The organism is Arthrobacter sp. V1I7 (assembly GCF_030817015.1).
Taxonomy (GTDB): Bacteria; Actinomycetota; Actinomycetes; order Actinomycetales; family Micrococcaceae; genus Arthrobacter.
On sequence record NZ_JAUSYS010000001.1, the window covers coordinates 1,794,402 to 1,808,658 of the forward strand.

The 14,257-nt window shown below is 67.6% G+C and carries 12 protein-coding genes, 1 pseudogene and 1 riboswitch; of the genes and pseudogenes, 6 read left to right on the top strand and 7 right to left on the bottom strand.

The window, feature by feature from the left end; all coding sequences use genetic code 11:
- Positions 1-83 precede the first annotated feature (83 nt).
- From QFZ69_RS08400 to QFZ69_RS08410, 3 genes are all read left to right on the top strand, one after another.
- Positions 84-1,706, top strand: a complete 1,623-nt coding sequence (locus QFZ69_RS08400) for a response regulator transcription factor (RefSeq protein ID WP_306917235.1) — start codon at positions 84-86, stop codon at positions 1,704-1,706.
- Between the two features lie 196 nt (positions 1,707-1,902).
- Positions 1,903-2,991, top strand: coding sequence for a class I SAM-dependent methyltransferase (locus QFZ69_RS08405; protein ID WP_306917237.1), 1,089 nt, complete (start codon positions 1,903-1,905; stop codon positions 2,989-2,991).
- A gap of 283 nt (positions 2,992-3,274) precedes the next feature.
- Entirely contained in the window at positions 3,275-4,045 is a 771-nt protein-coding gene (locus QFZ69_RS08410; protein ID WP_306919637.1) for a type II CAAX prenyl endopeptidase Rce1 family protein, read from the top strand.
- 46 nt (positions 4,046-4,091) lie between these two features.
- Here QFZ69_RS08410 and QFZ69_RS08415 read toward each other — a convergent pair whose 3' ends face one another.
- The 3 genes and pseudogenes from QFZ69_RS08415 to QFZ69_RS08425 form a co-directional block, all read right to left on the bottom strand.
- Positions 4,092-5,006: a ribonuclease Z gene (locus QFZ69_RS08415; RefSeq protein ID WP_306917238.1), complete on the bottom strand. Its 915-nt coding sequence runs from the start codon at positions 5,004-5,006 to the stop codon at positions 4,092-4,094.
- A 122-nt stretch (positions 5,007-5,128) separates the two neighbouring features.
- A complete protein-coding gene (locus QFZ69_RS08420) occupies positions 5,129-6,217 on the bottom strand; it encodes a glycoside hydrolase family 16 protein (RefSeq protein ID WP_306917241.1) in 1,089 nt (362 codons plus the stop codon).
- A gap of 366 nt (positions 6,218-6,583) precedes the next feature.
- Positions 6,584-8,045, bottom strand: a pseudogene (locus tag QFZ69_RS08425) (DUF222 domain-containing protein).
- Between the two features lie 192 nt (positions 8,046-8,237).
- On the opposite strand from QFZ69_RS08425, the gene QFZ69_RS08435 reads away from it, so the two are divergent.
- Positions 8,238-8,894 carry a DNA alkylation repair protein gene (locus tag QFZ69_RS08435; protein WP_306917246.1) on the top strand — a complete coding sequence of 219 codons (657 nt, stop codon included), beginning with the start codon at positions 8,238-8,240 and terminating at the stop codon, positions 8,892-8,894.
- Between the two features lie 15 nt (positions 8,895-8,909).
- On the opposite strand, the gene QFZ69_RS08440 is transcribed toward QFZ69_RS08435, so the two are convergent.
- Entirely contained in the window at positions 8,910-9,164 is a 255-nt protein-coding gene (locus tag QFZ69_RS08440) for a hypothetical protein (protein ID WP_306917248.1), read from the bottom strand.
- A gap of 168 nt (positions 9,165-9,332) precedes the next feature.
- Positions 9,333-9,526, top strand: a riboswitch (cyclic di-AMP (ydaO/yuaA leader).
- Positions 9,527-9,530: 4 nt separating this feature from the next.
- Between QFZ69_RS08440 and QFZ69_RS08445 the strand changes: the two genes are divergently transcribed.
- Positions 9,531-10,292, top strand: coding sequence for a hypothetical protein (locus QFZ69_RS08445; protein WP_306917251.1), 762 nt, complete (start codon positions 9,531-9,533; stop codon positions 10,290-10,292).
- Between the two features lie 291 nt (positions 10,293-10,583).
- Here the strand turns inward: QFZ69_RS08445 and QFZ69_RS08450 are convergent, their stop codons facing one another.
- From QFZ69_RS08450 to QFZ69_RS08460, 3 genes are all read right to left on the bottom strand, one after another.
- A complete protein-coding gene (locus QFZ69_RS08450) occupies positions 10,584-10,922 on the bottom strand; it encodes a YnfA family protein (protein WP_306917253.1) in 339 nt (112 codons plus the stop codon).
- Between the two features lie 22 nt (positions 10,923-10,944).
- Positions 10,945-12,213 carry an APC family permease gene (locus QFZ69_RS08455; protein WP_306917255.1) on the bottom strand — a complete coding sequence of 423 codons (1,269 nt, stop codon included), beginning with the start codon at positions 12,211-12,213 and terminating at the stop codon, positions 10,945-10,947.
- A gap of 80 nt (positions 12,214-12,293) precedes the next feature.
- Positions 12,294-12,851, bottom strand: coding sequence for a dihydrofolate reductase family protein (locus QFZ69_RS08460; protein WP_306917257.1), 558 nt, complete (start codon positions 12,849-12,851; stop codon positions 12,294-12,296).
- Positions 12,852-13,099: 248 nt separating this feature from the next.
- Here QFZ69_RS08460 and QFZ69_RS08465 point away from each other — a divergent pair, with 248 nt between their 5' ends.
- Positions 13,100-14,155: a serine hydrolase gene (locus tag QFZ69_RS08465; RefSeq protein ID WP_306917260.1), complete on the top strand. Its 1,056-nt coding sequence runs from the start codon at positions 13,100-13,102 to the stop codon at positions 14,153-14,155.
- The last annotated feature ends 102 nt before the right edge of the window (positions 14,156-14,257 follow it).

A 14,257-nucleotide genomic window follows, 5' to 3' on the forward strand; every position in this document is an offset into this window, starting at 1 on the left:
CGCCCTCCGGATTGGCAAGGAAGCACACATAGAGCGGTCGACCGGCTGCCATCGGCGGCGTTACCGTTGAGGTGGAGCCCCGGATGGACGAGTTCGACGAATTGCTGGCCTTGGCGCGGACGGCGTACGCCCGTGGGGACTGGCATGCCGCCCACCGGCAGCTCACGCAGGCCCGCACATTGTCGGAGCTGGCCACCGGGGACTTGAATCTTCTGGGCAGCGCGGCGTGGTGGCTCGGACGGGTCAAGGAATCGTTGGGGATTTCCGAGGAGGTCTACCAACGCTTCCAGGACGACGACGATGCCCCCGGTGCCGCCATGAAAGCCGTGAACCTCGGGCTGCTATGGTTCATCCGCGGGGACCTGGTCATCGCTTCCGGTTGGGTAAACCGCGCCCGGCGGCTGCTGCAGGAACTTCCCGAAGGCCCGGAGCACGGCTATCTGCTCTACCTCGACGCCGCCCTCGCGCTGGGCATCCCCGACCTCGCGCCGGCCCGGGAGGCCGCGGCGCAGCTGCAGGACTTAGGACGGCGCCTTCGCGCCCCGGCGCTCACGTCATTCGGCTTGGTTCTTGCCGGCCTGGCGGACGTGCGCAGCGGCGGCACCGCGTCCGGTTTTGCCCAGCTGGACGAAGCAATGCTGCCGGTGCTCGCCGGCCAGCTGCCGCCGGAATGGGCTGGCGAAATTTACTGCACTGTGATCCATGCGTGCCACGAGCTGGCCGACCTGCACCGGATGCGGGCCTGGACCCAGGCCACGGAGCAGTGGTGCGAGCAGTTCCCCGGCGAGGTGGTGTACTCGGGCATCTGCCGCATCCACCGGCTGCAGCTGCTGAGCATCGAAGGCGGCTGGGAGGCGGCGGAACACGAAATCGAGCGGAGCGGGACAGAGCTCGTGGGCCGGAACAACTGGGTTGCGGGCGAGGCCTTCTATCAGGTGGGCGAGATCCGTCGGCTGCGGGGGGACAGCAGCGGCGCCCAGAAAGCCTATGCCCGGGCCCGCGACCTGGGAACCGAACCCCAGCCTGGCGAGTCCCTGCTCCAGCATGCCGCCGGGAAGAGTGACGCCGCGTGGGCCGGTCTGCGTGCCGCCCTGGCCGGGCGGGACCGGCTGGCGTGCGCACGGTTGCTGGAGTCCGGCGTCGAAATCGCCCTCGCCCTCGGGAAAGTGGAAGAGGCGGAGCGGCTGTGTGGCCAACTGGAGGAAACCGCCGCCGTGTTCGCCACCGCAGGCTTTCGCGCCTGGGCCGGCCAGGCCCGGGCCGCCGTGCTGATCGCGGAGTCGCGGCATGCCGATGCCCTGCCCGTGCTGCAGGCTTCCGCCCAGGAGTACCGCGGGCTGCATGCCCGCTACGAAACGGCCAGAATCTACGAACTGCTCGCTCAGGCACACCGCGGGCTGGACCTCCCCAGCGTCGCCGCCGCCGATTCGGCGACAGCGCTGGCTATCTACCGCGAACTAGGCGCACTTCCGGACGTTCAGCGGCTCGACGGCGGCCGGCTGCCCGGAGGGCTGACCGAGCGCGAGGCGGACGTGCTCGCTTACACCGCCGCGGGGGCCAGCAACAAGGACACCGCCGAGGCGCTGTTCATCAGTCAGAAGACGGTCGGCAGACACTTGGCCAATATCTTCGCCAAGATCGGCGTCTCCTCACGCACAGCGGCCGCGGCCTGGGCCCACGAACACGGTCTGCGGCCGCGCCGGTAATCATGCTGCATCCAGTAAAACGGCCTGCACCCGCAACACGGTCGGGACGCACTGAGCCAGTTTGGCCACCGGCTGCATCATTCGCCCCATCGGCCTCCGGACAGAACGCATTATTCGCCCGATGCCGGCCCCCTGCCGGCATTCCTACGCTGGAATCAATCGGGCGGGGAAAGCCCGTAGCAACCGGAGGAAGAAAATGACTGTCGATCAAGAAACATCACCAGTGGAGTTTGACGCCGAGGCCTCCCAGGCCTTCGCCGGACGCTTCGTGGGCATCCTCAACGATGCGGCAATCGCCCTGCTGACCAGCGTCGGTCACCAGACCGGCCTGTTCGAGACGCTGGCGGGACTGCCGGCCGCCACCAGCGAGCAGATCGCGGACGCCGGCGACCTGGATGAGCGCTATGTGCGCGAATGGCTCGGTGGCATGACCGCGGCACGCGTGGTCCGCTATGACTCGGCCGCCGGGACCTACTGGCTGCCGCCCGAGCATGCGGCCGTGTTGACCAGAGCTGCAGGCCCGGACAACATGGCGATCCTGATGCAGCACATTTCGATGATGGGCGAAGTGGAACAGAAGATCATCGAGCGGTTCCGGCACGGCAGCGGGCTGTCGTACGCGGACTACCCCCACTTCCACAAGAACATGGCCGAGACCAGCGCAGCGGTGCACGACGCTGCCCTGCTGGACGTGATTCTGCCGCTCGCACCGGGACTGCCCGGGCGGCTCAAGGCCGGGATTGACGTCGCCGACTTCGGCTGCGGCAGCGGCCACGCGATCAACCTCATGGCCCAGGCCTTCCCTGCCAGCCGGTTCACCGGCTATGACTTCTCCGAGCGGGCCGTCCTGACGGCCCGTGCCGAGGCCGAACGGATGGGGCTGGCGAACGCGGGCTTCGAGGTAGCTGACGTGGCCCGCCTGGACGTTGAGGCCTGCTTCGACGCGGTGACCGCTTTTGACGCCATCCACGACCAGGCGCATCCGGCAGCGGTGCTGCGCAACGTCCGCCGGGCGCTGCGGCCGGGCGGAATATTCCTGATGGTGGATATCAAGGCCTCCAGCAAGGTGGAGGACAACCTCGACATCCCGTGGGGCAGCTACCTGTACGCCATCTCGACCTTTCACTGCATGAGTGTTTCGCTGGGGCTCGACGGCGACGGGCTGGGCACCGTGTGGGGCGAACAGCTTGCGCTGTCGATGCTCGCCGACGCCGGCTTCGGGAACGTGGAGTCAAGGGAAATCGACTCGGATCCGTTCAACGCCTACTTCATTGCCAAGAAGTAACTCTGGGAGCCGCGTCAGTCCGAAGCCACGGAATCCGGGCTTCGGACTGACGCCCTGTCCGGAAGGCGTCACTCCGCAGGTATCGCTGTGAGCGGAGGGTTGCCGGATGTCGGATCGGCGCTCATACTGGCAGCGTCGCGGACCGGATGAAGGAGCTGGGGGTCGCGTGGAGCACAGACTGCAATTGCGTAGACGGAGTTTGCACGGGCAGGGGCGGCAGTCCCGGAACGACGACGGCGCGCTGGCCGGGCGGCCCGGGGTCCACCATGGGTTATCCCTGCAGCTGCTTCCCTCCGTGCTCGTCTCGTTGTCCGGTTTTGTTCTTTTTGTGCTGGAGCACAAAATTGCCGGCTTTGGCCTCCTGGCGCTGGCGCTCCTGCTGGCAGCTTGGATAGACGCGGCGCTGCTGCGGGATCTGGCCCTTATCGCCGTCGGACTCATGGCAATGAGCCTCGTTCCGATCACCACCGATATCAGCACGGAGCACATGGCGGTCATGGGATTCGCCATGATCCTGGCCGTGGGAATTCCCTACGCTGTCTCGCGCTTTGCCTTCAAGGACTATGCGATCAGGTTTCCGGTGCTTACCGGGAAGGCCTGGACCCGGGCCGAGAAGTGGTATCTGCCCGCCGTCGTCATCATGGGGTACGCGGTGCTGCCGGCCTACATGGTCAATACCGGCGTCTACCGTAATTGGCCCGCGGTTTCGGATCCGGACGGAATCGCACGACTTTTCCTGGGTACTAATGTCCTGGGCATTTGGGACGAGCTCTTCTTTATCTGCACGGTCTTTGCGCTCCTGCGCCGGCATCTGCCCGTGGGCCAGGCGAACGTGCTCCAGGCCGTCCTTTTCACCTCGTTTCTGTGGGAATTGGGATTCCGCGCCTGGGCGCCGTTGTTCATCTTCCCCTTCGCCCTCCTCCAGGCGCTCATATTCACGCGAACCAAATCCCTGTCCTACATCGTGAGCGTCCACCTGCTCTTCGATTTCGTCCTGTTCCTGGTCCTGATTCATGCCCACAACCGCGCCTGGATCGACATCTTCATCTACTGAGGAAACGCAGATCCTCGAAAGCGAGGCTGACTGGAGGCAAACGTGATCACAGGGACGGACCGGAGGGCGTCCGGCTTGAATCCCGGCGCTTCGGGAACAGGATCCGGTCAAGATCGTTTGCGGCCACGACGGTGGCGCCGCCCGCGCGAGCACGGGCTTGCCCGGCGAGTGGCGCGATGTCGCCGTAGCGCGACGAGAAGTGGGTGAGGACCAGGGTGCCCACGCCGCCGTCGGATGCCAGGACGCCGGCCTGTCCGGCGGTGAGGTGACGATACTGAGCCGCGAGGTCGGCGTCGTCATCGCTGAAGGTGGACTCGGCCACGAGCAGGTCGACCCCGTGGGCAAGGTCTTCGGCGCCGCGACAGGGCGCGGTATCCATGACGAAGGAGAAACTCTGGCCTGGGCGTGGGACGCTCACGTCTTCCAGCCGCACTCCGTTCAGGCTTCCTTCGCGCTGCAGGCGGCCGACGTCCGGCCCCGACAGCCCCGCGGCAGCCAGCCGGTCAGGCAGAAGAGTGCGGCCGTCCGGCTCGACGAGGCGATAGCCGTACGTCTCGATGCGGTGCCGCAGGGGCCGGACCTCTAGGCCCGGCGCGACCGGACCGGCACTTCCGTGTGGGTGCAGCCGCAGGTCGGGGCCGGGGGAGGAGAGCGACACGAGCGCGCGGACCGCCCCGTCCCCGGAGGCGGGATAGTGCAGATGGATCGGGTGCGTCACACCGTCGAGGGCCAGGCGGGACAGCACACCGGGTAATCCGAAACAGTGGTCGCCGTGGACATGCGTGAGGCAGATGCGCGTGATCTGGGAGGCCGACACGCCGGCATGGATCATTTGCCGCTGGGTGCCTTCCCCGGGGTCAAAGAGCATGCCCTCACCGTCCCAAAGCAGCAGGTAGCCGTTCTGGTTCCGTGTCCGGGTGGGGACCTGTGAGGCGGTGCCGAGAATGACCAGTTCGCGCATGGAACCGAGTGTCTCACCCGGTTGCGGGCCGGACCACTGTGATTAATCTGGAACGGCCCCGCACGCCGAGGCGTGCGGGGCCGTTCCCCTCCGTCAATAGCAACGGGCGGAGTCGGTGTTCTCTACTTGTAGACGCGAACCCAGTCGACCTGCATCTCGGATGGCTTCGTGGCGGATCCGTCAGGGAACCAGTCGAGCTGCAGCGTCTGGTGCATGCCCACGGTGGGCTGGTGCGCCGGGTTGGTGTCGCTGAAGGTCTTCACTCCGTCGATGTACCCGGTGATGCCGGCCGGGGTCCACTCCACGGCGTAGTTGTGCCACTGGGTGCTGTCGACAGGCTTTGCCGCGTGGGTCTGGAAATCCTTGCCATCGCACTCGTAGTGCAGGAAGAACTTCATCATGGACGTGTCCGTACTGCTTTCGGCATAGTCGATTTCGGCACAGTTGGGCGACGAGTTGTCATTCGGCCAGAGGATCAGGACCGGGTGGTACTCCGGGTCCCGATCGTTGGTCCTCATGCGGGTTTCCCAGCGGCCGTACTTCTGCTGGGCAAACTTGGCGGACATGCCGCCCGTGGTGCCGGCGGCGTCACCCTTGACGGTGGCCACGCCGTTGCCGACCGACCAGGCCTGCGGGCTGCGGATGCCTTGGCGGTGGTGTCCGGGACCTTTGAAGACACTCCACTTGGTGGAGTCCGGTGCGCCGGTATTAGAGAACTCGTCCCCGGCCAGGACCGGGCCCCAGTTGAAGTTGGTGGCTGCCTGGGTGCCGCTGCCCGTTGTTGCTGCTGCTGCAGCCGGGGGAGCGGCCGGGGGCGCTGCCGCCGGGGGAGCGGCGGGGGCTGCCGGAGCTGCAGTCGGAGCTTTGACAGGCGCTGCAACAACCGGTGCTGCTGCACTCGGAGCCTTTGCAGCTGAAGCTCCAGCAGCCGGTGCTGCGGCGGGCGCCGGGTCCGGAACAGTAGCAGCAGCGGCATCAGCCTCGGCCAGGGCGTCCGTGGCAGGCGCTCCGGCGGAATCGGTGGCCTTGGTGGTCTGCCCCGGCGCCGGGGTAGCTTTCGCGGTCTTCGCCGCTGCAGGGGCCGACTTTGCCGGCGCTGCCGATTCGCTGGCACTCGCTGGCGGTGCGGCCCCATCGGATGGGGGAGCGATGCTGCACCCGGTCAAGGACAGCGCGCCCATCGTGAGCGTGATGGCTATTTTCTTAAGCAAGAGACCCCTTCGGGCTTAGGACTGACGCAAACGGCAGCCTGCACTGAGGCGATGACGAGTGCTCGAAGCTTCGTTCGAGCCCCTGCACTGGGCGGGAGCGAGCAGGCGCCGATCGGCGCAGCGGTGCCCGGCATCCGGACCTCCGGGGCCCTGCGTGCGGGCCAACCCCTCAGGGCCAGCCGCCACGTTACCTGACCGTGACCTTCGCCCGCAAACTGCGGGATCTCCGGATCATCGGCATACGAGACTCGGGAGCGAAGACCGGGCGGCTCGCCGGCTCGGAGTCGAAACTGGTGGCTCGACGCAGCATGCCTATCGAAGGCAGCTCGAGCGGCCACTGCCCCCACGAGTGCCGCTACGCCGCCTTCAGCCGGTGGGCGCGGGCGTTTCTCTCGACCTTGGCGTCGTGTCGCTGGCGCCGGCCGTGTTGAGCGTCGGGTCTCGCTGGTGCGGTGGTGCGGTGGAGTGGTGGCTGTGGCCGGTGGGGGTGGTGAGGTCGAGGCCCTGCCTGTGTTTGTTGGTGCCGGCGGGCCCGGGGCGTGGCCGGCTTGTCCAGCCGGGGGTTTCCTTGGTGTAGTTGCAGGCTTCGCAGCGCCCGGCACCGTTGGCCGAGGTGGTCGGCCCGCCGTGCTGCCACGCAATGATGTGGTCCAGATGCCGGATCGGGGCGTCGCAGTAGGGGGTGCGGCAGGTGTCGTCGCGGGCCTGGAGGAAGCGTCGGAGCCCGGCGGGGAAGAGCCGGGCCCGGGAGTCCATCGCGACCAGGTCCCCGGTGCCGGGGGCGGTGTAGAGCCGCCGCAGCCAGGTCTGCAGCTGGCGGTCGCCGTCGCCGCTGTCGCCGCCGCTGCCGCTGCCGCTGCCTTTGCCTCCGGTCCCCGGACCCGAGTCGCCGGTGCCCGGCGCTGCGCCGGCGTTTTTGATCAGCTCGCGGGCCCAGCCGGCGGGGACGATGCCGTAGCCGGGGAGCCGGGCGGGTTCGCTGTCGCCCTGGAACAGGGTCCGGTCGGTCGGAACGAGCTGGATCTCGATGCCGGTGATACCGCCGGGGGTGCCGGTGAGGCGTTCGACGAGCCCGTCGGCCATCAGCTGCCCGCGGCCCCGGGGATCCCCGCCGGCGCGGAGCGACTCGGCCTGCCTGGACAGGGCGGCGTAGGCGGCGACGCCGGCGGAGACCGGGAGCAGCGCGGTCAGGTACGTCATGGTGTCCGGCGCGGGGCGGAGGCTGACGTGCCGGTCACCGGCGGCGTGGCTGGCCCGCTCCGTGACCGAGCGCGGGTCCCGCCGGTAGGCGCAGGCCCGGGCCGCGGCAACAACGGCCCGGTCGCCGGCGCCGGTGAAGGATCCGGTGTCGGCGGCGAGTTCCTCGTCGACGGCGCAGCGGTCCGCGGCGGACAGGCACGCGGTTTCCCTGACCAGGAGGGTGGCGCGCCATTCGTTGAGCTGCCCGGTCTCGAGCGCGGCGAGGGTGTGCGGCATTTCGGTCACGAGGGCTTTCGCCAGGCCCAGGAGCCGGCCGCCGCGGGCGGGGGATTCGCGCCGGGCGAGGGCGACCTGCGCCGCGACCCCGGCCCCGAGCTCGGCCGCCGGCATGCCCTGTGCCCGCTAGGCGCGGCGCTGGACCAGATCGAAGGCGACCGCGATCCGGGCCTGCAACGCTGCCGCGGCGGACTTCAGGTCCTCGAGCTCCCGGAACTGGTCAATCAGCCCGGCCCCGGCACCGCCGCACCGGCCCCGCCGTCGTCGTCGTGTTCGGCACCGAAGGCCCCGCCGCCGTCGTCGTCGTCGCCGAAATGGGAAACACGGACCGTGGCGAGCAGGCGGGCAACATCCGGGACCGTCGCGCCGCGTCCAGCGCCGCCCCGTCCTCCCCGAACCACTTCGGGCTCCTGATTGCCGTCCATGGAAACACTCTGCCAGCGACCTCCGACACTAAAGGCCCGGGGGAATCACCGGACAGTGCCGGTGAATTCGTCCGTCGGGACTGAGGGGAAGCCCCGCGGAAATGGGAAAGAATGGACGCATGAGCGACGCCGGCGGCCTTATCGATGCATCGCTTCAACGGGAAGGATCCTGGCTTCGGGCAGAGGACCTGCAATCCCGGTGGGGGAGCGGACTCCAATATTACGGCGCTTCCGTTGGCGCGGTGCGCGGAACAGTCCGTGACGCCTTGCGCCGGCACCGGGACCTGACGCATGACGAGATCACCGCGCTGAGTTCCGAGCTGTGGTCGGTGCCGGTTTTCGAGCGCCGGCTATCGGCTGTTGTTCTTCTGCAGTCCAGGGTCAGGATGCTGGACAACGCCGATCTGACCCGGATTGAAGGCTTCCTGAGAACCGCACGGATGCGCGAACTGTCCGATCCCTTGGCCATCGACGTCGTCGGTCCGCTGGTTTCAGCGCTGGACCTGCCGGGCAGGGTGCGGGCAGACAGTGTGCTCGACCGCTGGGCTCGGGAACCGGACGCCTGGCTGCGCCGGAGCGCCCTGCTCTCGCCGCTGCGGGCGCTCCGGGCTGGAGGGGGAGATTGGCCCGCGTTTGTCCGCCATGCCAAGCTGGCGCTTGCCCACCCCTCGAAGCAAGACGATGAGACCGCCCTCGTCCGGGAGGCGGTCGCCGTCGTGCTGGATGACGTGGCTAAACATCGGCCCGAGCTGGAATTCACGGCGGATGCGACGTGATGGAAGTCCTGTGCCTTAGCCGCTAATCCGTCGTTCCACCACCGCATAGGCCTTGCCGTCCAGGAACTGCCAGTCGGTCACGACCATGAATCCGAGGGCATCGGTGCGGTCGTTCAGCATTTTGACATCGAAGCCTCCGTCGCGCGGTTCGGCGTCCCAGGTTGAGATGCGGACGGCGTCGCCCTCGAGGATCAGCAGCTCTGTGTTGATGTCAAAATCCTCCTGAGGCTGGTCGCTCAGTTGGCAGATGGCAACACAGTGGCTGGTCATTTTCGAGCCTCCGCTTCAAGAGACACTGATCACTTAATCCTATGTCGCCGCCCCGTGATTCCAAGGGACTAGGATCTGGACGGTGCACCGGCCCGTTACCTCGATGTGACTTTTCGTAATCATCCCGTTACCTTTGTCAGGTGCCTGTTGTCTCCGATACGGGCGCTCCCCTGCCGATTGCCTAACTCTGCCGCGGCCCGGGGACACCTCGCATCAACATCCGGCAGAGACGGGGAAACCACTTTTTGACCGGATATGCCGGTCTTGGGGTGAAGTCGCACGGCCCGCCACGCGGGCCCCTGCGGCCGGGTGCCTCCCATCCGAATCCGACAGCTCACCTCGCAGGCATTGGGAGAGGCTACATTCATGACTTCACGCAACACTTCCGCGCGCCATCGTGGCGTCAAAACCACCAGCCGACTTTCGGCAATTTCCTCCGCCTTTGCCGGCAACGCAGGCACCATCGGCCGCCAGGCGGCCGTGATTGCAGCCGCGTCCGGTCTGGTGCTCAGCAGCGCCATGGTGGCAAACGCGGCTGAAGCCCCCGTCGAGCGCGACTCCGCACCGGCGTCCGTCGACGTCAAGGACCAGCTTTCGGCTCCGGTCAGTGCGGATTCCACCGTGCAGGTCACGTTCGAGCGTCCGGCCGTCATCTCGACCCCGGCGCCCGTCGTTGAACAGCCCAAGCCGGTTGCTGCTGTCCCTGCCATCGCCCCGCAGGTGGCTGCCGCCCCGAAGGCGACAGTCAAGGTCCAGGCGGCTGCCCCCGCCGCTGCCCCCGCCCCGGCAGCTGCTCCGGCGGCCGGCGGCGCAAACGCCGTTCTGCTTTCGGCCGCCTACGGCCAGGTCGGAATCACTCAGGACTGCACCGCGATGGTTGAAAAGGCCCTCGGCGCAGCCGGCATTCCGGTTGGCAACATCGGCCCGACTGCTTTCCTTAAGTACGGCAAGGTCGTTGCGACTCCCCAGCCGGGCGACATCATCGTCCAGTCCGGCCACGTGGCCATCTACGCGGGCAACGGACAGGCCGTCAGCGGCGGCATGAACGGCGTCAACGCAACCATGGCCCACCCGCTCTCCTGGCTGACCGCCACGGGCGGCGTGACCTTCGTCCGCGCCGGAGTCTAACGCGCCCGGAGCCTCAGGTCTTGAAGCCTGGAGCCTCAGGACCGCGGCTAAACCTCGGTCCAACCCGCCAGGCGGCATGTAGGCCGGTGATCAGTTGCCTTGGGGGCAACGGATCACCGGCCTCTGCCGTCCCTGCCGGGCGGCGGCAGTCGCGGCGGTCCCGCCTTTGCCCCTGGCGGCATGCAGGTTCCCTGGCGGCCGGCCCTGTTCCCGGCCGTTGCCCGTCCCTGCGCTATTCCCGGCCTTGTTCCCGGCCCTCCGGCCCGTCCCGGCCGACTCCAACTGTCCTACCTAGCCGGCGTTGCGCGGGGAAAACATGATGACCGCGACTCCGACCAGGCAGATTGCCGATCCGGCGATATCCCAGCGGTCGGGCCGGAACCCGTCGAAAACCATCCCCCAGGCCAGGGACCCCGCCACAAACACGCCTCCATAGGCGGCCAGGATCCGGCCGAAGTGCGCGTCCGGCTGGAGCGTCGCGGCGAAGCCGTAAAGCCCCAGGGCCAGGACCCCGAGTCCGGCCCACCACCAGTCCTTGCCCTCCCGCACCGCCTGCCAGACCAGCCAGGCGCCGCCGATTTCCGCGGCGGCGGCCAGGACGAACAGGAGCACGGTTTTCGCGATAGTCACCGGCTCATCATCGCAGGCGTCGTCAGGAAGTGCGTGTCGTCCCCAGCCGCAAGCGCAGCACGCGGTACACGACGCCGGCCGCGAACATCAGCAGGCCCGCGATCACGGACTCCGCCGGCAGGGTGGCGACCAGGACGGCGCACGCGACGGCGCCGGTGAACTGCAGGGCCTTGGGGTAGCGGCGGTTTTCGCCGGTCTGCGTGTACGCGGCGACGTTGGCCACGAGGTAGTAGATCAGGACGCCAAAGGACGAAAATCCGATGGCGCCCCGCAGGTCGGCCACGCTGATGATCACGCAGATGACCGTAGCCAGCACTAGCTCGGCCCGGTGCGGGACTTTGAAGCGTGGATGGACGGCGGCCAGCCAACGGGGCAGGTCAGCCCCGCGCGCCATGGCAAGGCTGGTCCGGCCCAGACCGGCGATCAGGGCCAGCAAGGCGCCCAGCGCTGCCAAGGCCGCCCCCACCCGGACAACCGGCGAGGCCCAGTCCCATGAACCGACGGCGACGGCGGCGGCTAGCGGCGCCGGTGTGCCCGCGATTCCGTCCGCGCCGAGCACAGCCAGGATACTGATGGCGATGGCGGCGTAGACGACGACGGCGATCCCCAGCGCCGTCACGATGGCGCGCGGGATGGCCCTGCTGGGGTTGATGACTTCCTCACCCATCGTGGCAATCCGGGCGTAGCCGGCGAAGGCGAAGAAGAGCAGGCCCGCGGACTGCAGGACGCCGTACCAGCCATGGGCGAGGACGCCGCCGTCGAACAGTCTCTGCGGATCAGCCGCACCGGGGACGACCCAGCAGGCGGCAACGACGATGGCCAGGACCACCAGTACGGCGACGACGATGATCCGGGTCAGGCCGGCGGTGCGGGTCACGCCCCGGTAATTCACGGCCGCCAACAGGACGACGGCGGCGATCGCCACCGGCCTCTCCCACCCGGCCGGTGCCGCATAGGCGGCGAAGGTCAGCGCCATCGCCGCGCTGCTGGCTGTCTTGCCGATCACGAAACCCCAACCGGCCAGGAACCCCGGCCAAGGGCCAAGCCGTTCGCGCCCATAGACATACGTCCCGCCCGACGTCGGATACTCCGCCGCGAGCTGGGCCGATGCGGTCGCATTGCAGAACGCGACGGCGGCGGCGAGCAACAGCCCGATGAGCAGCCCTGATCCGGCGGCCTGGGCCGCGGGGGTAAAGGCCGCGAACACGCCGGCGCCGATCATCGAGCCGAGGCCGATGACGACCGCATCAAAGGTCGTCAGCCTGCGGGCCAGCCGGGGATGGGGACTCAACGCTGGCAGCCTTCCTTGGAGTACGGCGATGACGGCCTGCGGACCGCCTGTCCCAACTTTAGCGAGCGCAGCGCGCCGGCTCACGTCGCGTAGCGAAGCAGCACCACACCATTTCCGAACGCACGGGTTTCCACAAGGCGAAGTGGGGCGTTGGCGCCGGTCGGCTGGAACAGGCGCTTGCCGCGACCGATCAGCACGGGGTGAACGTAGATTCTGTACTCATCGATCAGGCCAAGGTCACGGAAGGTCGCGGCGAGATCAGCGCCGCCGAGGGCCAGGTCCCCGCCTGGCTGCGCCTTGAGCGCCATCACATCGTCAACGACGACGTCCCGCACCACCGTGGTATTCCAGCCTGCTGACTCCAGCGTCCGGGAGTACACAAACTTGGGCATGTCACGCCAGATGCGGGCGAATTCGACCTCCGGTGGGGTGCTTGCCGGGTCGCTGTCCGCTGTCGGCCAGAAACCTGCCATCAGCTCGTAGGTGACCCGGCCATGCAGGAACGCCCCCAGCGTCCGGAGCTCGTCGTTGAAGTGGCTGTGGAGTTCGTCGTCGACCCGATGCCAGCTCAGGTCCTGGCCTGGCCCTTCGAAATAGCCGTCCAGGGACACCTGCATCATCAGGATGATTTTCCGCACAAGGACTCCTCCCGTTTCTACCGACTCAGCGTACGCCGTTGTCCTTGCAACCGGGGCTCGACCCGAGACTTTTCAATGGTTCAGGCTTGCGTTCGCGTCCCGCCTGGGCAACAATTCAGGAGATCCAAAGTCCTGTGCAGCTTTACATTCGGAGGGAACGCATGCCTGCGGACGTACGTCTGGCGTCAGCCATTACGGGGAGCGTTCCCGCTATCCGACATAGTCCGATATGCCGGGAATGAGATCCTATGGAATCGATAGACCCGCGCCCGCAACTTCGTTCCGGCCGCCGCAGACAGGGCGCCGATAGTCCGGTTCGCGGGCTGTTCCGCAACCGCCGCGCCCAAGTCCTGACGGCAGCTGCGGCGGCCTTGACCCTGCTTTCTGCGACCGCTGTCTACGCTTCCATCCAGGCAGGTCCGTCGGCTGACGCGGTAGCACCGCCGGGATCGTCGGTCTCGGGAAGCCCGACCATACCGGGCACGGCCGACGCAGGAAGCAACGGGGGCGCCACGACAGAAGCGACCTCGCCCACTTCGGCATCGCCCGCGTCGCCGACTACGGTACCCCCGACAGCTCCGCCAGCCGCCGCCGCTCCGGACGGTGGCGCGGCGCCTTTCAGCCCCGCCTTCGATGCCCCGATCAACGCCATCATCGACGCCAACAGCCGGTACGCCGTGGGAGTGGCTCTCATAGATGTGAAGGACGGCGTGGTCCATGAATACGGCGACAAAACCAAATTTGTAGCAGCCAGTACGGCCAAGATCCTGGCGGCTGCGGCCTACTACCATCTGGTGGAAACCGGCCAGGCCTCGCTGGCCACCCGGATGGGATCGTCAACTGCCGCGGTCCAGATCCGGCAGATGGTCCAGCAGAGCAACAACGACTCGTGGGCGCTGATCCTCCGCGCCGTCGGACATCAGGGTTTGACGGCGTACGCGGCGTCGTTGGGCATCAGTTATGACCGCACCGTTAATCACCTCTCCCCGGCCGAAACAGCAAAGACGCTCTCTCTGCTGTACTCCGGCCAGCTGCTCAACCCGGAAAATAGCCGGCAACTGCTCTCCTATATGCAGCAGACCAACTACGAGACTCTCATCCCCGCCGCGGTCCCGGCGGGCATCGAGGTCTTCCACAAGTACGGCCTGCTCTCCGGGAACCTGCACGACGCAAGCATCCTGGTCCAGGGCGACAGGGCGTTCGTTTTCGTGGTGTACACCCTCGGCCAGAGCGGGGCGGACATGCCGGCCCGCACCCGCGTCATTCATCAGCTGACGCAAACCGTGGCCGAAGGGCTGTTTTGAGGGGCCGTCGCTCGGCCCTGAAGAGGGTTCTCCGCCCTCGCGGGATGGCCCGGAATGGGCTGCCCGTTCCGCGCAGGGGCGGAGAATCGTAGGCTGGATTAA

Coding starts and splice junctions, on each gene's coding strand:
- QFZ69_RS08445 (WP_306917251.1), top strand. CDS start 9,531: ATGACTTCACGCAACACTTCCGCGCGCCATCGTGGCGTCAAAACCACC.
- QFZ69_RS08400 (WP_306917235.1), top strand. CDS start 84: ATGGACGAGTTCGACGAATTGCTGGCCTTGGCGCGGACGGCGTACGCC.
- QFZ69_RS08415 (WP_306917238.1), bottom strand. CDS start 5,006: ATGCGCGAACTGGTCATTCTCGGCACCGCCTCACAGGTCCCCACCCGG.
- QFZ69_RS08405 (WP_306917237.1), top strand. CDS start 1,903: ATGACTGTCGATCAAGAAACATCACCAGTGGAGTTTGACGCCGAGGCC.
- QFZ69_RS08440 (WP_306917248.1), bottom strand. CDS start 9,164: ATGACCAGCCACTGTGTTGCCATCTGCCAACTGAGCGACCAGCCTCAG.
- QFZ69_RS08435 (WP_306917246.1), top strand. CDS start 8,238: ATGAGCGACGCCGGCGGCCTTATCGATGCATCGCTTCAACGGGAAGGA.
- QFZ69_RS08465 (WP_306917260.1), top strand. CDS start 13,100: ATGGAATCGATAGACCCGCGCCCGCAACTTCGTTCCGGCCGCCGCAGA.